The organism is Butyrivibrio sp. AE3006, assembly GCF_000424165.1.
Taxonomy (GTDB): domain Bacteria; phylum Bacillota; class Clostridia; order Lachnospirales; family Lachnospiraceae; genus Butyrivibrio.
The window spans coordinates 58,677-76,879 of record NZ_KE384145.1; the positions used below are offsets into that span (position 1 = coordinate 58,677).

At 39.7% G+C, this 18,203-nt stretch carries 18 protein-coding genes and 1 tRNA gene; 1 reads left to right on the forward strand and 18 read right to left on the reverse strand.

Features of this window, described 5'->3' with window-relative positions:
- Positions 1-297 precede the first annotated feature (297 nt).
- From G603_RS0117280 to G603_RS21780, 11 genes are all read right to left on the reverse strand, one after another.
- Positions 298-1,527: a hypothetical protein gene (locus G603_RS0117280; RefSeq protein WP_026670987.1), complete on the reverse strand. Its 1,230-nt coding sequence runs from the start codon at positions 1,525-1,527 to the stop codon at positions 298-300.
- Between the two features lie 81 nt (positions 1,528-1,608).
- Positions 1,609-2,073, reverse strand: a complete 465-nt coding sequence (locus tag G603_RS0117285; RefSeq protein WP_026523471.1) for an RNA polymerase sigma factor — start codon at positions 2,071-2,073, stop codon at positions 1,609-1,611.
- A 187-nt stretch (positions 2,074-2,260) separates the two neighbouring features.
- Positions 2,261-2,749, reverse strand: a complete 489-nt coding sequence (locus tag G603_RS0117290; protein WP_196808098.1) for a GNAT family N-acetyltransferase — start codon at positions 2,747-2,749, stop codon at positions 2,261-2,263.
- Between the two features lie 33 nt (positions 2,750-2,782).
- Positions 2,783-4,504, reverse strand: coding sequence for an SPOR domain-containing protein (locus G603_RS0117295; protein WP_026670989.1), 1,722 nt, complete (start codon positions 4,502-4,504; stop codon positions 2,783-2,785).
- 397 nt (positions 4,505-4,901) lie between these two features.
- A complete protein-coding gene (locus tag G603_RS0117305; RefSeq protein WP_026523468.1) occupies positions 4,902-5,102 on the reverse strand; it encodes an acetolactate decarboxylase in 201 nt (66 codons plus the stop codon).
- A 176-nt stretch (positions 5,103-5,278) separates the two neighbouring features.
- Complete coding sequence (locus G603_RS22675; RefSeq protein WP_196808099.1) at positions 5,279-6,205, reverse strand: CPBP family intramembrane glutamic endopeptidase; 927 nt, start codon at positions 6,203-6,205, stop codon at positions 5,279-5,281.
- 194 nt (positions 6,206-6,399) lie between these two features.
- Positions 6,400-6,714 carry a hypothetical protein gene (locus tag G603_RS22680; protein WP_155830935.1) on the reverse strand — a complete coding sequence of 105 codons (315 nt, stop codon included), beginning with the start codon at positions 6,712-6,714 and terminating at the stop codon, positions 6,400-6,402.
- Complete coding sequence (locus G603_RS23340) at positions 6,695-6,985, reverse strand: nucleotidyltransferase domain-containing protein (RefSeq protein WP_026523466.1); 291 nt, start codon at positions 6,983-6,985, stop codon at positions 6,695-6,697. Before G603_RS23340 ends, G603_RS22680 begins: the two co-directional genes overlap by 20 nt.
- Positions 6,986-7,149: 164 nt before the next feature.
- On the reverse strand, positions 7,150-7,404 hold the full coding sequence (locus G603_RS0117320) for a hypothetical protein (RefSeq protein ID WP_026523465.1): 255 nt from the start codon (positions 7,402-7,404) through the stop codon (positions 7,150-7,152).
- 380 nt (positions 7,405-7,784) lie between these two features.
- Positions 7,785-8,714 carry an Ig-like domain-containing protein gene (locus tag G603_RS0117325; protein WP_026523464.1) on the reverse strand — a complete coding sequence of 310 codons (930 nt, stop codon included), beginning with the start codon at positions 8,712-8,714 and terminating at the stop codon, positions 7,785-7,787.
- A gap of 33 nt (positions 8,715-8,747) precedes the next feature.
- Positions 8,748-9,698, reverse strand: a complete 951-nt coding sequence (locus G603_RS21780) for an Ig-like domain-containing protein (protein ID WP_026523463.1) — start codon at positions 9,696-9,698, stop codon at positions 8,748-8,750.
- A gap of 164 nt (positions 9,699-9,862) precedes the next feature.
- On the opposite strand from G603_RS21780, the gene G603_RS0117335 reads away from it, so the two are divergent.
- Positions 9,863-10,204, forward strand: coding sequence for a helix-turn-helix domain-containing protein (locus G603_RS0117335; protein ID WP_022760911.1), 342 nt, complete (start codon positions 9,863-9,865; stop codon positions 10,202-10,204).
- Between the two features lie 298 nt (positions 10,205-10,502).
- Here the strand turns inward: G603_RS0117335 and G603_RS0117340 are convergent.
- From G603_RS0117340 to G603_RS0117370, 7 genes are all read right to left on the reverse strand, one after another.
- Positions 10,503-10,575 (reverse strand) — tRNA-Thr (locus G603_RS0117340).
- Between the two features lie 96 nt (positions 10,576-10,671).
- Positions 10,672-12,288: a sensor histidine kinase gene (locus G603_RS0117345; RefSeq protein ID WP_026670991.1), complete on the reverse strand. Its 1,617-nt coding sequence runs from the start codon at positions 12,286-12,288 to the stop codon at positions 10,672-10,674.
- Positions 12,289-12,321: 33 nt separating this feature from the next.
- Entirely contained in the window at positions 12,322-12,837 is a 516-nt protein-coding gene (locus G603_RS0117350) for a DUF4364 family protein (RefSeq protein ID WP_026670992.1), read from the reverse strand.
- Between the two features lie 20 nt (positions 12,838-12,857).
- On the reverse strand, positions 12,858-14,012 hold the full coding sequence (locus G603_RS0117355; RefSeq protein ID WP_026670993.1) for an NAD(P)-dependent malic enzyme: 1,155 nt from the start codon (positions 14,010-14,012) through the stop codon (positions 12,858-12,860).
- 53 nt (positions 14,013-14,065) lie between these two features.
- A complete protein-coding gene (locus G603_RS20935; protein WP_051208063.1) occupies positions 14,066-15,874 on the reverse strand; it encodes a DUF5722 domain-containing protein in 1,809 nt (602 codons plus the stop codon).
- 29 nt (positions 15,875-15,903) lie between these two features.
- Entirely contained in the window at positions 15,904-17,241 is a 1,338-nt protein-coding gene (locus G603_RS0117365; protein WP_026523451.1) for a replication-associated recombination protein A, read from the reverse strand.
- Between the two features lie 43 nt (positions 17,242-17,284).
- Positions 17,285-18,154, reverse strand: coding sequence for an ROK family protein (locus tag G603_RS0117370; RefSeq protein ID WP_026670994.1), 870 nt, complete (start codon positions 18,152-18,154; stop codon positions 17,285-17,287).
- Between the last annotated feature and the right edge of the window lie 49 nt (positions 18,155-18,203).

An 18,203-nucleotide genomic window follows, 5' to 3' on the forward strand; every position in this document is an offset into this window, starting at 1 on the left:
TATAAAGAGGCAGTACATAAGTTGAAAATATGTTACCGAAAATGCTCTAGATTGATATGATTCATCTTTCATAAGACTTCCTGTTTATGGATAACAAAACAGGCCTTACGAAATAACGTAACGCAGCTCAGCCGATATGGCTGTCAATATGCATTAGAATCAATATCAAAACTTCGTCATCTCCTTAACCTCCGCTTTTTTCAAAAACTACTATTTAGTTTTATCATCCTAACTAAATTACGTCAACTATTTTTTGTTTAAGTTTTTGAAAAATCAATTTGCAAAAACACCCTCAGTTTACAGTTCATAAAAATCAGCATTGATATACTTGGTGTCACTGGACTCTGAAGCATCGGAGCCAGGTCTTCCAAAAATTGAACCAAATACTCCCATTACGCCCCATGGACCGATAAAAGCAACATCCTGTGAAACCTCTGATATTACCGCTTTTTGCTGATCAGCGCAGGTTACCTTTGCACAGTCTTTTATCTTAAGTCTCTCACGGATAAGCTCTGTGGGTATATCATCACCTATGCTTACCAGAGCACAGTCCCTAAGCACCACACCTTCAGGATGATTCTCAAGCATCTCTCTGTCCAGTGATACCATTGCTCTGTCTTCAATTGCAAAGCCGTCAAGAACGACTACCTTTGCGCAGTTCACATTAAGCTGATTGAATCTCTCAAGGCAGGATCTATCGATTTTCACTGTACCGTCCACAGCTAGAGCTGAGAGTTTTTCAAGAGCGGACAGGCTGTCCTTCTTAATTGTCACATCTCCTGACACGTAGATATTGCTACCTGCAGAAGAAATCAGTGCATCATCAAGATGGAAATCGTCACTGTTCATGATTTTACATTCATCCGGAATCTCGACGATTTTTGCTTCAATGTTGAAAAGCTGAAGAGCTTTTTCCAGGTGGCTTTTCCTTATGTATACTTTGTCCGTGTAGAATTTCACGTTCTTTTCAGCAAGCCTGCCAAAGTCCGTCTCAGCATCAACATCAAATATGCAGGTGGATGCGAAATATCCGCTGTTCTCCGCTGCTCTCATAGGGAAATACTTATCAAGTTTATACTTGTTATCAAGCATCACATAATCATCAGGGTAACCCTTTACCATGCCGTTAAGGGAAATGCTGTGCATGGGGAGTTTACCTGTGAGGCTCTTGGGACAAAGTATCACTCCATTTATGCATATCTTCTCATACCTGTTCAATGTCTCTTCGCAGCCTGGCACGATTTTAAGAAAGCCGTTTACATTCAAAATCGTTCCTTCCTTAACCACTGTCTCAGGTCCGATCTCATATACTCCGTTGACATTCTGAACATCCTTCTGAGGTCTGTCCTCCTCATCGCTTCTAATCTCATCGGCCTTGATATTAAAGGGAAGCTTACTGAGAATCTGCTTACTTCTCTCATCCACAATGACCTTGTCGGCGGATATTATGATCTCCTCATACTCCTTGTAGTTGTCTTCGTTAACTTTTCTTGTGTCACATACATCGCAGTTAATCTTAAGTCGCATACCATAATCCCCTTTTCTTTTTATTTCAGTTCATAAATTCCTATAAACATTTCACTGCTTTTGTTTCAAACCAGTAGCGCTTTATTTTAGCAATTCTCTAAGGTGCATTTTCGCATCATGGAGCTTACTTCTGACGGTCCCTGCCGGCATCCCCAGCATCTCTCCGATCTGTCCCGAAGTAAAATCTTCAAGATATCTCAAAACAAAAACTTTGCCCTCATCCTTTGGAAGGGAGTTAATAAGCTGCATCCACTCGGTCTCCGTATATTCTCCTCGAAGGTCTCCGATATCAGGCATATCATCAAACAAATCTTCCCTCTTCTTTTTCCTTAAATCATCTATGAAAAGATGCTTGATTGTCTGATACATCCAGGCTCTTTTCTTAAAAAAATCCATGGATTCCAAAGTCTCAAAGTGATTGATTGCCCTTAGGAACCCTTCCTGCACAAGCTCCTGGGCCTCATATCTGTCCCCTGTCATGGCGCTGCACCAGGATAATAATTCTGCATTCAGTTGTTCATATAATTCTGTTATGTCCCGGTACATTTAAGTCTCTGCTCCCCGTGCTAAGTATACCATTTAAGCGCTTCTGTACATATAACGGATGAGTCATCAAAAGTGTTGGAAATTTTTTAATTTTTTGTGTAAAAAATGCGTACCGCCATTTATAAAGGCAATACGCACTATTTTCTCTCGTTACATATAAACGATTTCCGCATCAAAAATGCTTCTATCATTTCAGCGACATTACATATATCTGGCAGGGATTCGCCTCATCCCACAAAAGAGGGAACATCTCGAACTCCTGAAAACCAAGGCTTATATAAAATCTGTTGGTAGCATCATAGTCATCGTAATGTCCCATCTCGACAGTTTTTACCTGCATGAAGGAATATCCCTTCTTCTGTGCAATTCGCTTTGCTTCATTAAAAAGCTCTCGGCCGATGCCCTTTCTGTGATACTCTGCAAGAACTCCCATAACAGCAAGCTCAATGGTGGCATTACCTGTCTGCTTAAGGCACAAAAAGCCGACTGCCTTGCTACCCGGTTCGCCATCTTTTGCAGGAATATCCTCATCTTCAGCCACAAGCATTATCTGGTCTGCACTCTCTCTAATGTACTGCTCCCTTGATTCCTCAATTCCAAACCAGTCAGGAAGTGCTTCCAAAATCTTTCTGACTACTCTTCTCTTTTCATCCTTATCTTCAAGTAAACGTACCATTATTTTTATCCCGATAATTTTATATTATAAAAACTAATCCCACCAATAACTTCCATAAAATCTGTCTATATGATCCCCTGTTATAGCCACATCGAATATACCCAAAAGCGCAGGGCCGTCATTTGAATAACTGTCAGCATCTTCCTTTGCCAGCTCGTCGTTTTTATTAAACCACTCAAGCACCGACTGACCTTTTTCATAATTTCCAAAAAAGCTCATATTACAGGAGGAATCAAAGGTCGTATCCTTATCAACGATAAGAGTCATCTCTTTTTCATCATCACCCATAAGTGAAGAAGTGCTTACACCGCTGATGACAACTTTATCCTTTGAAAAATCCATAACATCATGGGAATACACTGTGTAGTAAATTCGATGCATCACCCTTTTGCCGGAAAACTTGATATACGCTCCGTCATAGCCCGAGGTTTTTGCATTAACAAGCGCTGCTTCCGCGGAGGACTCCGTCTCAAATCTGTCGTAAGTCACACAGTAAAAGGGCTTCGCATTCAGATTCTCCCATTCTGGTGAGAAAACAACCGTTGCTACAGCTCCCTGATCCTCTATTTTCTGAGCAAGCTCTTTTGCTTCCTCAAGATCCTCATACGCACCGACCCACACACCGTAAAAACCACCATCATAGTAGTCACTTGGCAAAGCATAAGCATCATAATTATAATCGTCAGTCAGCACCTCTCTGACCTTATCTATTGTCACAAAAGGCACGTCATCCTCATCTATTTTCTCAAGAACCATGTGGCTCTTATCATCTTTTGACAGGGAATTATCATATATGAAATCAAGCTCTATGGTATCATCATCCTTCATGCTAAACTCCGCTTCATACTCCATAGGCATACTGCCGCTGCCAAGAACGCTATATGTTCCGCAGAACTTATCCGCATCAATAAAGTGATATTCACCACCTGCAAAGAAAACCTCAATGCCGGGAGTCTCTCTGTAAATCTTGAATATTCCCCTCTCACCGAATTCAACATAAAGAGGACTATCAGAGTCTGTCTCTCGCCATATTCCTATCATTTTTTCTGATGGATTTCCTGAACCTGCTTCCTCACTGAACATATAAGGAAAAGCATCCTCCACTTTGTTATCATGTTCAAAATGAAGTGTCTCCTCTTTTCCGGAGAAAAATGCTCCTGTAAAATCTATGCCCTTATCCGTAAGCATCAGTCTGCAGGATTGCGGCGCACTCTGATATTTTCCCATATTGGACATAACGGAAAAAGCAAGAATGTCACAACTAAAAACATCATCATTCTGATTTTTGGCAACATCTTTATCATCAGGAATAAGCTCGGCGCCCCAGAATGTATATGCGCCAAGATAATCGGAATTCTCATCATCTTCGGAGATTCCCACATGAGCATAGAGATTGTCAGCAAACTCATAGATATCAAGAATATAATATTCACCTTTGCTGCTTTTACAACTGTATTTTCCGCAAAGGCGTTTAGCCAAAGAAAGCTTTACATCCGGCGCTGTACCATCAGGCTCGCCCGGATTCTCCGGCTTATCATCTGTAAAAACGTCATTCCCACCTTCAGATGCGGTCTCATCATCCGGCGAACCCTCCTGGGGCTTATCTGCCAAGGGTTCCTGCTCTGATGTATCCTCCACTACCTTTGAAGGCGCTGCGAAATCACCCTCAGTCCCTGCATTATAGGCAGACTTAGAGCATCCCGCCACAAGTATCAATGACGTCACAAGAAACGACAATAATGCTTTTCTCTTCATTAATCCCCCTACTCGAAAAATACCAGAAACTCCACCTCGATTATAACAGATATACTCTGTTAAAAGTAAAGATAAAAAATGCATTAAACCGGATATCATAAAAAACTTTAATTTTGATAGGAAGGCATAATGAACGAATTATTAAAGATTGATTTTGACAAGCAAACAATATCAGCCAGAGAACTTCATAGAAAGTTGAATATTGCTACAAGGTTTAATGACTGTTTCCCACGTATGTGTGATTCAACATGTCTTTTATGGATGCTTGTGAGTGAATATCCGGCGAAAAACTGACTAATAGGACCAGACGCGCTTTTGCTGTAGCTGATATCTCTACCTCTTCGCCGAGGTCGTTAGTTCCTTTTAAAACTCTGCCTGTATATCTGATGTTTTTACTTTACTCGACGGATTTTATCTCGCTTTCCAGATCCTCTTTAAGAGAATAGGTATCAAAAGCCGCTTCTTTTGGAAGATTTATGTGGATACTGGTAATCTTATCTACTCTGGCTGCTCCTTTGATTATACTTGCATCAAAAACATGCCCGCCTTTCGTTCTGTCCTCGGAAAGAAAATGAAGATGCCAGCCCGGTATCATCATGCTGAATTAGTTTGTCTACATTTATCACCGTCCGGCTGTACCCAAGAATTAGCGCCTGAAGTGTCGACACCTGATACATAGTATTTTCCATTTGGTATTTTTCCTCGTATGATCAGTTTTGTAGTCCTCCTATAGAGGCTACTGACTTATCATTTTTTGTTGTGTAGATATTGCTTTTAATTCCAGATTTCAGTTGGCTTTTTATTATTTTTGCTTCCCCATAGATAAACTTTAATACAACTTACTATTAAAAGTGCTATAGCTACTATTGTAGCTTCAACACCAAATCCTACGTCATATGCAAAACTACCCCTGGCTGTAGATGCATCTAGTTTAAAGATTGAAACTGGCGATACGTTACCACTGTTTGGAAGTCCAAATATAATGTTCTGGGTGAAATTCCAGGCTGCGTGTGCTGCCATCGGCATCCATATTGAATCGCAATAATAAACCATAAGTGAATAGATAAGTCCAGCAAAAAGGATACTAAGAAGAGCAAGTGGAGACACTCCCGGATTAGCTGCATGCAGCAGTGAAAACAGCAGAGCATTTCCTACAACCGCTATAGCAGGATTTTTATATCCCCTTCTTAGTCTCTGATACAGAAAGCCCCTGCAAAGTAATTCTTCTGCACTGGACTGTATAAATACAACTATAAAAAGTGGTATTACCTTCGATAGATTTAATGAATCAAAAGAAATATAGATATCTTTATGCAGCAAAGCCACCATAATGCAAAATGCATTTTGGGCAAAACCAATTAAAAGACCTAAAAGCAGGTATTTCACTGTATTTCCTTTGCAAAAAGGTGTTAAAGCATTAATTATTGGTCTGTTTTTTTTGGTAAAGTAGCAATAAAGTAAAGCTATAATCCAAATTCCCGTGAAGGTGAAATATTGTTGAAATATTGTTAGAAAATCGACATTGTTATCGTTGATAATCGGTTTCATTAGAATTCCAGAGATTACGAGAACTCCCGTCTGCCCGACAAACATCATCACAATTGTCACTATAAGCGGAATAAGAAAGAAATCATTCCATTTATACTGATCCGTGTGCAGGTTCTTAAAAAAGTTTTTCTGTTCGTTGCTTCTTTCTGCCATATTAAGATCCTCTCTTCAAGTGAATCATTTCTACATATATAAATTGTAACACATAATACCGTTAAAAAATTAAATGTTTTTCCGCCTAGATAAGCGCGATTAAACTTTTAAGATTACTGTTCAGAGGTTAGCTTGAGATAAGAATACCGGTGATCTAGACTGAAATCAGCCAGACCACCGGACGCTCAGATTCCTCATCCACCATCTTTTGTACGCAGTATTCTAAAAAAGACTGGATCAAAAAGCTGGGTGAAGGAGTCTATGCGGAGGCGATAGTAGACAGATTTGCTTATACAACAACCTGGGTAGAAACAGGAAAGACAAACATGCGCAGATACTGCAGTAAACGCGAATAATCTGCCAAGTGGGGCTGAATTGCGAACCGGTGGTTCGCAATAAAAAAAACAATGGTGCTGAGCGATGCTCAGCACCGGTGCCCTTGGCACGAAATAATCAGCTTTAGCCTGATATAAAGAAAGCTCTGGGGAATTAATCATCTTTCCTGTCATAAAGAACCTCCCCATTATTTATATCGTTAATAAGAATACCAGTATAATCATTTCCTGTCTTAAAATAGAGCAAATCATAAGACTGATTAAAATCATCAAATGAATATAGTTCCTCAGCAAAACGTCTATATTCCTTTGAATTTAAACATTTATACTTGGTTTGATTACCGAATATTGCCAGGTCAATGTCAGAATCATAGGTACATCTATCTTCAATACTTGAACCAAAAAGGATTATTCTGTCGATAAAAGCACACTTTTTTTGCAGCATCAATAATATTACTGATATACTTTTGCTTTATATCAGCAACATGAATTGTTCTGTTATCTATGCGCATTTCTTTAACCTGACACATATTCATCAATCCTTCCATAGTTTTACTAATTGCTTATATTATACCATTTTTATCTGATTAAATGAGCAAAATACTTTTCTCATTTTATATAATCCGCAAAAAACTTTACATCAGCTTGAACAACTTCAAAGTCATCAGGTAAAAATGCATCTGGAATCATTTTCAAATTATGTATCATTTTAAAATACTGATCATCATTTCTGGCGGGCTGCTCTTTGTTATAATCATCATCCCTAAGTACTATTATGTGCTCTGGCATTACGATGTTTTCAGTCTTCCAATATGGCAGAGATGAAGCCTTGCATGGATCAGTAATATAGTCATTGGCATTCATATGTCGTCTCCTCAAAGTAATATGCTAAGATAATACCTTTTAAAAATCTATATCCATTTATTTGATATGTTCCCTAATTTAGCTTGGATTGATCATTTTATGATTACTTCAATTATTCTGCAAGTAAAATAATTAAGAGGGCTGGTAATCAGCCCTCTCAGAGTTTAAGCTTTCCCACTTATATGGCAGGGACTCTCCCGAGTTGAAACTTCTCCACTTATATGGCAGGAGCTCTCCCGAACGATCTTATTGTAACATTAGTAATCCATTTGTCAAAACGCATGTCTGCATGAGGTTATAAACCTCCTTTCAGACTTATTATTCTGAATTGAAATATATTATAATACGTGGGTGTGTTTGAAGCACCCACGTGCTATAATTTAATTATTATAATATGACTGAATTTCTATTGATGTGATAGACGCTCTATCATCCGCATAACACAGCTTACCATCTTTTATAATAAGTGATGGACTGTCTTCTGTATCCCAATAGCATTTTAAATCATCACCATGGTTTGCATCTGTGACGTAGATATAATTATTATTCACATTTGTAACAACAACTGCATGCCCTGCACTATCATCATCATTTCCCCAAGTATAAATAATTATATCCCCAGCTTTTAATTTTGATAGGTCTTGATGTTTTGCTATAGGAAATGACATTATACCATATAGTTCTTGCGCTATTAAGCTTGTATAAGCTGAACAAATACCTACTTTTGTACCTTCTGGATATTTCTTTTTGAGTTCAGCTAATTTGTTTTTAACTTCTGATTCTGTTAACCCTGCAGTTGCAGGATTAGTATATCCTGATGAATCATTGTTAGAATCACCTTCATCATCAGATTCTTCTTCATCTTCATCATCAATTATAGGAATTTCTTCATGTTCAGTCTCAAAGCCACATACTACGCAAACCTTACACTTTTCTCCACTCTTCCTGCTTGTGGCTTCTCTAATTATTTTCTCTTCAAATTGATGCTTATTGCAAATAACATTAACTACACACTTTAATGTCTTTTTACCAACTTTTGCTTTAACTATTGTCTTGCCAACTTTCTTAGCAGTAACAACACCTTTCTTAGAAACCTTAGCAATCTTTTTATCAACAGAAGACCACTTAACCTTATTGCTAGTTCTTTTGACTTTGAGTTTATAAGTTTTACCTACTTTAATCTCAATCTGTTTCTTATTCAGTTTTGGAGCTGCTGATACTTTCATCGGAGTCACAAAACTTATAAGCATCACAAATACTAATGCAAAGAATACACTTATAAAATTTATTCTTTTAAGACTATTCTGCATAAACTTTTCCTCTCCAATCATACATTATATGATTCAATCATGATACCTGAGAATCCATGTTGCTACTTGATACTTATTCTGGTCTGTAAACACCAAATATTTTTCCCCATTAGAATTATATATTTTAAATGTTGGATACCCTTCTTCATCCCAACATGCTACTTTGTAATCACCTTCCTTGTTAGCAACAACATATACATTATCACCATCAACTTTTGTAATCATATAATTTCTATGATAACCAGAGACATCCTGATACGTAAAATCTACACTGATTATATCACCAGCTTGTGCTGCAGATGGGTCCTCAATAACTGCTTTAGACCCTAAATCACTATCACCAAATAACATTCCCTTGGCAAAGTCAACATAATAAGCTCCTTTAGCACAGACAACCCCTTCCCAGTAAAATTCTTTTGTTTCCGGATAGTACATCTTAAGTTCTGCCAGTCTAGCCTTAATCTCTTGTTCAGTTAGTCCTTCAGTTCTAGGTACATAACCTGAAGGGTTGTATCTTATATACTCTTCACGCTTCTCATTCTGCCTAGTCAATTTTGGGATTTCTTCATGTTCAGTCTCAAAGCCACATACTTTGCATACTTTACATTTCTCACCAGCTCTCTTATATGTAGCTTTTTTAATTATCTTCTCTTCAAACTGATGGTGTCTACAAAGAACAGTGACTTTACATTTTAAGGTCTTTTTACCTACCTTAGCTTTAATTGTAGCCTTACCTGCTTTCTTTGCTGTGATAACACCATTCTTAGAAACTTTTGCAATTTTCTTATTAGAAGTTGACCACTTAACTTTACCACTTGCCCCTTTAACTTTTAGCTTACAGGTTTTCCCTATTTTTAACTCAACCTGTTTTTTGTTAAGTTTTGGTGCCGCTGATGCTTTGAGTGGTGTGAAACCAACCAGAATCATCATTGCGAGTGTAATTATAACACCCATAAAACTTGCTCTTTTGAAATTAATTCTCATAATCTTTTCTCCATTTTTGAACTTTTGTTTCAAATGTTAAGTCATGTATTATTTTTTCTAGCACAAATACTATATCGCGTTTTGTTGATTTTTCCAACAGTAAACGATTAAATTTTTATACGGAATTTCTTACGATATTATAAACATCAAGGAGGTCGCATTCTTTGCAAGACACAGATCTTTGTTTACAACAAATCGGAGAACGTATAATTGAACGTAGAAGGAAAATGGGATTGACGCAGGAAAAGCTTGCTGAAATATGCGGTGTCACCACTCAATTTGTATCTTACGCTGAATCTGGTAAACGTGCCATGAGACCGGAAAACCTATCTAAACTTGCTGAAGGTCTTGAAGTTAGTACAGATTACCTCCTCACTGGAAGTATTATTGACAAGGATCAATTATATTTGTCAAAGAAGCTCACCAGTTTAACACCTAATCAATTCCGACTTATAGAAAATATCATAGATGACTTCATTAAATTCAATAATAATGAATCAGAATAGCAAAATGGTTTTGAGCTTTCTTGGCTCAAAACCATTTTAATTATCTACACAAAATCAGATTTTGGAGTGTATCTGAACTTGCAAGAGCTACAGGTGGTGATCTGCAAACTGTTATGTATGTAGCAGGTCATGTGGACAAAACACTACTCTTCACTACATCAGAGCTGTTCAGAAGGATACAAAGCTTGACGTAATTCGGTCATGTTTTGGTTGAAATTACGAAAAAGACCACTCGAAGACCACTCATTTTAGACATAAAAAATCCCTTAAACCCAGATAAATACTGGATTTAAGGGCGAGCTGGCAACGGGAATCGGACCCGTGACCTCCGCACTACCAATGCGACGCACTACCGACTGTGCTATGCCAGCAATCCGTGACTTCATCAGTCACAACGAATATAATACCAAGCACTTAAGCGCTTGTCAATCACTGATTTTATATTATGTAAATATTCTGCAGGTTATCTAAAATACTATCTCAAACATAGTAGAATGGCCGCTTTCAGCCTTATCCATCAATCTGATCGTACCGCCGTGAGATTCCACTATTATTCTTGCTATAGAAGATCCAATCGCAGCTCTGTTTTTACCGTAAAATGGCGTATTGCCACCGGCATAGGGTTCGAAAAGATATTTGGTCGCTTCCTCAGGAATGCCTTCTCCATCATCTCCAATATGGATCACGACCTTATTTGAGCTGGCTGATATATCAGCATATAACTTAGTGCCACGCGGATTGAGACTGAGAGAATTTGAAATCAGGTTCTCAAACACACGCTTTATCTGAACTCTATCGAAGGATTTATACATACTCTCATCCGGCACATTTACATCCATGAAAAATCCTAGAAGCTCTACCTCTTCTTTCTTTGGCAGGAAGTAATTTCTGAAAAATTCGAATATATCATCATTGGACTTATCCAGCTTAAACTCTGCTTCCTCCAGGTCTGCATAATCACCAAGATCATCAATGAACTCTGTCAGATCGTCTGTATGAAGAGCTATAGCTTCGATGTACTTTCTTCTATTTTCCTCCGTTGCATTTCTATCAAGAGCAAAATTGGTGTAGCCCTTAATAGCTGTAATAGGTATGTTCAGATCATACGAAAGGTATGTAAGCATCTTCTGACGCTCATTTTCAAGATGCTCCCGAGCTTTCTCTGTCTCATGAAGCTTATCTGCCATATCATTAAAAGCATCTACGATCTGTACGAATTCCTTAGGCCCTGAGTAGGAAATAGCCACATCTTTCTTTCCTTCCGTAAGATCATCCATGGAATTCTTAAGCATATCCATAGGACGTTTAACCGATATGATAATTCTCAATACAAATATTAAGAGAAGGACCGCGAATATACCAAGAAAAACAAATAATCCCGTCGTATAAATCTTTTTCTCTTCTTCGTCATTCGATATTGCATAGGCTGAATGAAGCAGCATTACTCTCTCTTCACCGTCCGCCGTCACGAAAGAAAATCTCTGCAAATATGTCCCATCTGCTGTATTTTCCATGGCGTAGGCCAGCTCGTTCTCAGACAGATAGCTGCGTTCCTCATCATAATTGCTATATATAATATTTCTGTCCTTATCAAGGATCGCGGTCTCAGTAGCTCCATAAAAGGCTCCATCCCTACTCCCATCGCCATCCTTAACGTAGTTGTATTTTTGAAGTATATATCCGTCTACAACATTATCCTTATAAATCTTTCCGACATAATAATATGAACTGCCTGAAACAGGTGGAATAAATGAAAGCTCATCCATGTTGTACACATTCGACACACCGGATTTGCTTATAAATATTACATTAGCTTTATTGTCAAGAATCTCGAAGTAACCGTCTTTACCTATTACCTTTTCAAGATTCAGCCTATAGTATCGTTCATTCTCTAAATCCGTCATCTGGCCGGTTATGACTTCACTGCTACTAAAAAAATCCACATCATACATGGCTTTTTGCGTAAAATACTTTACACCGTATGCAAGCAGCAATACTGCAATTGCAAACAGCACATAATATTTTGAGACAAGGGAATAAATACTGCCTTTTTCCCTCCTCATGCTGTCTAAGAACTTAGCCATTTATACGCCCCTCAAAATGTGCATCAAAATTCATTACATAAGCTCTTTTATAAGATATTGATAAATACTTTGATTCTTCTTTTTCCAATTCTCACAGATGGACTCCGCCATTGATTCAGTCCATACAGGAATAGACATCTCGATAAGAGAACTGTTTCCTTCAGAAGCCGAAAGATATGCCACATATTCATTCTCACCGGTCTTCTTGAAATGAGCATTTATCGCAGAATCATCCCGGATCTTCATGCCATTTTCCTTGAAGTATTCATCTATCTGCGTTCTGATATCGGGATTGATCCTATTCTCGAAAAATCCCAGGGCTTCATCTCCCTCTTTAGTCATTCTCAGATAGGTCCTGCTGCCCTCATTGGACTCGGTTATAAGCCCCGAATCTGCAAGCTCGCTGAAAACCTCCTGCAACGTAAGAAAATTGGTGTATTCATTTTCCAAAATAAAATCATAGATCTGCGCCTTGCTGAGTCTGTCACCGGACTTCTTAAGCATGTACAGCACGATCATCTTATATAAAGTAAGATACTGTGAACTCATAAAACTTCCACCGTTTATCTTTATTTATTCGCAAATCTCTTAACCGCTTCCGAAACCGCCTCTGCGCATCTGGGATCAAAGGCTGCAGGAAGAATATTCTCATCTGACAGCTCCTCATCAGAAATAAGGTCAGCCAGTGCATTTGCAGCAGCAAGCTTCATATCCTCTGTAATCTGAGGGACTCTAGCCTCTAAAGCACCTTTGAAAATACCGGGGAAAACAAGAACGTTATTAACCTGGTTAGGGAAATCCGAACGTCCTGTTCCAACAACCCTTGCTCCTGCTTCCTTGGCAAGATCAGGCATGATCTCAGGTGTAGGATTAGCCATTGCAAAAAGGATTGCATCCTTGTTCATGCTTCTGACCATATCCTGACTGACAATGCCCGGTGCTGATACTCCTACAAAAATATCTGCTCCAACCAGCGCATCTGCAAGCTTTCCGGATACGTCCTTTTTATTTGTCTGCTCAAGCATCTTCTTCTGCATCCAATTAAGATTGGGATATCTGCTGCAGATAATTCCTTCCTTATCACACATTGTAACGTCTGTAAAGCCATATCTGAGAAGGAGCTTTGTGATGGCAATTCCGGCACTTCCTGCACCATTTACAACTACCTTGCATTCTTCCTTCTTCTTGCCTGTTACCTTAAGAGCATTTATAACACCTGCAAGTACAACTATGGCAGTTCCGTGCTGATCATCATGAAAAACAGGAATATCAAGAGTCTCTTTAAGTCTCTCTTCGATTTCAAAGCATCTGGGTGCAGCGATATCTTCAAGATTGATTCCGCCATAGTTGGGCGCAAGATATGTAACTGCCTTTATTATCTCTTCCGTATCCTGAGTATCAAGACAGATCGGAATAGCATTAACTCCCGCAAACTCCTTGAAAAGAACTGCTTTACCCTCCATAACAGGCATACCTGCTGCAGCTCCGATATTGCCAAGTCCCAAAACCGCACTTCCATCTGAAATAACAGCTATAGTATTGGCTTTCATAGTATATTTGTAAGCAAGTTCTTTATCCTCTGCAATCTTCTTACAGGGCTCTGCAACACCGGGGGTATATGCAAGAGCCAGATCTTCTCTGGACTTTACTTTTGCCTTGGAAGATATCTCCAGTTTACCGTTCCATTTCTCGTGAAGCTCAAGTGCTTTTTCTGCATTAGTCATAATATTTTACTCCTCCTCTGTAAACTACAGTTTATACCTCACCGGGTGATCACTTAAAAATTGACACCTACAATCGACCTTGCAAAGGAAATATATTCTTCCCTCTGTGGTGTGTCCATGTATTTGAAAACATTATACGAATATTTATGTCCGCCGCCTGCATCACAAAGTCCCATGGCAAGACCATCATGAGCAATCTCTTCAGCAGCATCCGTCTGCCTTGAAAACATAATGGCATGAATACTTCCGTTAGCTGCAACCTTACTGTATGCATATGCAATCGCTGCTGCCTGTAATGTATCTCCGTTGGTTGAAGTATAACCCACTTCACTTAATATGATTGATCTGACTCCGCCATTATACAGCATCGCCTCGCTATTCATGTAGCTCGTCAGAACATTTATATTTTTCATGGTTATAAAAGAAGTATCTGCGGAATCCGTAACAAGCTTATTGCCATTCCAAAATGCCGTCTCATAAAGAGGTACTGTATAAGGATGATGAGCAAGTCCCCATCCTATATCACCATAGTTTCTAAGGGAAGTTGCAAAAGCATCAAGCATATCCCTTCCGTCATAGTCGGGATTTCCCTTAAGATTCCTATCCCACTGCTGATCCAGAGATATATAAACATTGGCTCCTGCATTGGTACTCTTTATAGCATTGTAGAATACTCTGAATGCTCTTGTGTAAGCAGCAGTATAGGTCGCAAGATCTGTCTGCTGCATATAATTCCATTCTTTTCTGGCATTGACTTCGTTTCCGAAGATCCACATAGCCACATTTCCATGTCCTGCGCCTGAATATCTGCCTGCAAGAAATGAACCGATGGCGGCAACTGCATTAACACCGCTCTCATCAGATGCATTGAACATATAATATGGAGCTGTTGATCCGCCCCTTGCGCTTGGATGAGTCACTTCAGGGAAAGTTGAAGGTGATACGTCATTCAAAACAATCGCTGCAACATCAATTCCCTTAGCATTAAGCGTAGTAAAAAGATAATCGTATTCCTGAAGAATCCTTCCATTGAAATGATAGGTCACTCCGTTATAGGAATATGATACAGAGCCCTCTGCACTTGGCGAAAGAAGTCTGTTAAGCGGAATATTGTAGGTTGCATAATTCACTCCAAGATCCACTGCATCATTAAGTCTTGAAGGATCGATCAAAAGTCCCTTCTTGGAACTCTGCTGCATTCCGCCGTAATTATATGAAGCAACCGCTTCAGGATTTGTCACATAGCTTGCATGAGAAACAGGTGTGAAAACACCATCCTTCTTAACTGCTACTGTGAACTTCCTGTAAAGTCTTGACCCCGGTGCTCCTTTATTAAGAGATGCATCAAGTCGTATCTCTTTATCCTTATAGACCTTGGATATTGGTTCTGCTTCACTGTTGAAATCGTCTTCATAAGTGGCAGCATCAAACAGATAATAATATTTATCATCGGAAGTGGGGATTGCTTCTGCAAGCCCCTTTACCTCTACTGCACCGCTTTCCACTATAGTGCAGCTGTCTATTTTTACATACTCCGATAGCTGTTCTGTCGGAACATCCACCGTAGCAGGCCTTGCATCAAGCGCATTTTTTACCTGTTCACCTGAACCTGTGATAGTTTTTAATATGTCAGGATCAAGGTAGCTCTTTTCCTTCTCTGTCTCCTTAACTTCAAAAACAGGCTCTTCCTCTACTACTTCTTCCGGCTCTTCCTTTTTATCAAAAGCTCCTGAAATACCTGCCACAGTCATAACAAGTGCCATTATGGCCACAAGACTGCATACAATACTTATTCCTTTAATCTTGTCAGACAGCTCCCTGTCCATTTTTTCAAAAAACTTACCGGGTAAGAGTTTCTTCAAAATCCTATCCTCTTGCCTTTCTAACTTATTTATTCTTCTGATTCTTTAGCATTTTCCTTAAGGAACTTCATGTGCTCCTTGATTTTAACCTCATAGCCGTTACCGGAAGGGCTGTAAAACTCCTTTCCATTCAACTCATAAGGAAGATACTGCTGTTTCACATAATTATTGGGATAATCATGGGCATATTTGTAACCGATTCCATGGCCGAGCTTAGCAGCTGACTTATAATGTGCATCCTGAAGATGTGTGGGAATAGGAAGATTTCCTGTGTTTTTAACTGTATCCATAGCTTGAAAAATCGCCTCCACCGCTGCGTTACTCTTAGGTGCTGTTGCTATGTAACTTGCTGCCTGGGATAGATTGATCTGACACTCAGGCATGCCGATTCTCTCTGTTGCAAGGAATGCTGCAACTGCTACCTGCAGCGCCTGGGGATCTGCATTACCTACATCCTCGGATGCACAGATGACCATACGCCTTGCAATAAATTTAGGATCCTCTCCTGCATTGAGCATTCTCGCCAGATAATAAACCGCAGCATCAGGGTCTGATCCTCTCATGCTTTTAATAAATGCAGAAATCGTATCATAGTGATTGTCGCCATCCTTATCGTATCTGGCAACTCTCTTCTGAATGCACTCCTGCGCCACCTCTCTTGTAATGTGTATCTTACCGTCCTCACTTCTCTCGGTGGTAAGAATACCAAGCTCTATGGCATTAAGCGCATGCCTTGCATCTCCTCCCGCTATGTCCGCAAGAAAATCTGCAGCATCAGGTTCAAGAACAGCATTATAAGAGCCCATACCGTTTATGCTGTCGGTAACGGCTCTCTCCATCAGTATCCTGATATCATCTTCAGAAAGGGGCTGCAGTTCGAAAATAACTGACCTTGAAATAAGAGCCCCGTTCACCTCGAAATAGGGGTTCTCGGTAGTTGCTCCTATCAGAATAACCGTTCCATCCTCAACAAAAGGTAGGAGATAGTCCTGCTGCCCCTTATTAAAGCGATGTATCTCGTCTATAAAAAGAATAGTCTTCCTGCCAAATCCTCCAAGATTCTGCTTGGCCTTGGCTACTACCTCCTCCATATCCTTTTTTCCGGATACGGTGGCATTAAGCTGCATAAACTCTGCCTTGGTTGTATTGGCTATTACCTTGGCCAGTGTGGTTTTACCGGTTCCCGGCGGGCCATACAAAATGATAGAGCTTATCTTATCTGCCTTTATTGCACGATAAAGGAGCTTATCCTTGCCGATGATATGCTGCTGCCCCACAACCTCATCCAAAGTCTTGGGGCGCATCCTTGCGGCAAGGGGCGACTCCTTTTTCATGCTGTTTTCTCTTGCGTACTCAAATAAATCCATAATTATCTCTTAAAACAAAATCTTAAACCTGCTAAAGTAAATCTCACTTGCAGGCATCAATTGCGAGCTTTACAGCTCCCATAATACCCTGATCATCATTAAGACTTGCGGGAACAATGTAATTATCGAGATCTTCCATCTCTTTAGTCACAATGTAACCATTTACAAGTTCCTTGAACTTTTTCCTGATAAGAGGGAATAGCTGTTCCTGATGCATAACACCGCCACCAAGAATTATCTTCTGGGGGCTTAAGATAAGAGCATAGCTCATAAGTGCATTAGCAATGTATTCACTCTCAATCTCCCATACTTCTGCTCTGTCTGCCAGCTGATCAGCGCTGACACCCCAGCGTGCCTTGATTGACGGACCTGCCGCAAGACCTTCAAGGCAGTTGTCATGGAAGGGGCATACACTCTTACCCGGATCTCCCTCTACTCGTGGAAGTCTGATATGACCAACCTCCGGGTGCAGCATTCCGTGAAGAAGTTTACCATTTGAGATAACTCCGCCGCCTACACCTGTTCCAATAGTAAGATAGATGGCATCGCTTACTCCCCTGGCACATCCCCATGTCGCCTCGCCAAGCATGGATCCGTTAACGTCTGTGTCAAAACCTACAGGAATTCCCAGCGCCTTCTTTGTCTCTTCTACGATATTATAACCGGACCAACCCTTTTTGGGGGTAGAAGTGATACTTCCGTATGTCTTGGAATCCTTGTTTAAATCTATAGGTCCAAAACATGCAATACCTATAGCTGCTATACCCTTATCTTTGAAAAAATCAAAAATCGGGGGCATAGTTTCCTCAGGAGTAGTAGTAGGAATTTTTGTCCTCTCAAGAATCTTACCGTTTTCATCCCCAATAGCACAAACCATCTTGGTTCCGCCTGCTTCTAACGCTCCATACAACATAGCTTAAACCTCCTCAAATATTATGTTATTTATTGTCACGATTTTGACC

Bases quoted from the DNA above. Each gene is read 5' to 3' on its own strand.
- G603_RS0117295 (WP_026670989.1), bottom strand. From the start codon at position 4,504: ATGAAGAGAAAAGCATTATTGTCGTTTCTTGTGACGTCATTGATACTT.
- G603_RS22680 (WP_155830935.1), bottom strand. From the start codon at position 6,714: ATGACAGGAAAGATGATTAATTCCCCAGAGCTTTCTTTATATCAGGCT.
- G603_RS0117305 (WP_026523468.1), bottom strand. From the start codon at position 5,102: ATGATGATACCGGGCTGGCATCTTCATTTTCTTTCCGAGGACAGAACG.
- G603_RS0117350 (WP_026670992.1), bottom strand. From the start codon at position 12,837: ATGAGTTCACAGTATCTTACTTTATATAAGATGATCGTGCTGTACATG.
- G603_RS0117290 (WP_196808098.1), bottom strand. From the start codon at position 2,749: ATGGTACGTTTACTTGAAGATAAGGATGAAAAGAGAAGAGTAGTCAGA.
- G603_RS0117280 (WP_026670987.1), bottom strand. From the start codon at position 1,527: ATGCGACTTAAGATTAACTGCGATGTATGTGACACAAGAAAAGTTAAC.
- G603_RS21780 (WP_026523463.1), bottom strand. From the start codon at position 9,698: ATGAGAATTAATTTCAAAAGAGCAAGTTTTATGGGTGTTATAATTACA.
- G603_RS0117365 (WP_026523451.1), bottom strand. From the start codon at position 17,241: ATGGATTTATTTGAGTACGCAAGAGAAAACAGCATGAAAAAGGAGTCG.
- G603_RS22675 (WP_196808099.1), bottom strand. From the start codon at position 6,205: ATGGCAGAAAGAAGCAACGAACAGAAAAACTTTTTTAAGAACCTGCAC.
- G603_RS0117320 (WP_026523465.1), bottom strand. From the start codon at position 7,404: ATGAATGCCAATGACTATATTACTGATCCATGCAAGGCTTCATCTCTG.
- G603_RS0117285 (WP_026523471.1), bottom strand. From the start codon at position 2,073: ATGTACCGGGACATAACAGAATTATATGAACAACTGAATGCAGAATTA.
- G603_RS0117370 (WP_026670994.1), bottom strand. From the start codon at position 18,154: ATGTTGTATGGAGCGTTAGAAGCAGGCGGAACCAAGATGGTTTGTGCT.
- G603_RS23340 (WP_026523466.1), bottom strand. From the start codon at position 6,985: ATGCTGCAAAAAAAGTGTGCTTTTATCGACAGAATAATCCTTTTTGGT.
- G603_RS0117355 (WP_026670993.1), bottom strand. From the start codon at position 14,012: ATGACTAATGCAGAAAAAGCACTTGAGCTTCACGAGAAATGGAACGGT.
- G603_RS0117345 (WP_026670991.1), bottom strand. From the start codon at position 12,288: ATGGCTAAGTTCTTAGACAGCATGAGGAGGGAAAAAGGCAGTATTTAT.
- G603_RS0117325 (WP_026523464.1), bottom strand. From the start codon at position 8,714: ATGCAGAATAGTCTTAAAAGAATAAATTTTATAAGTGTATTCTTTGCA.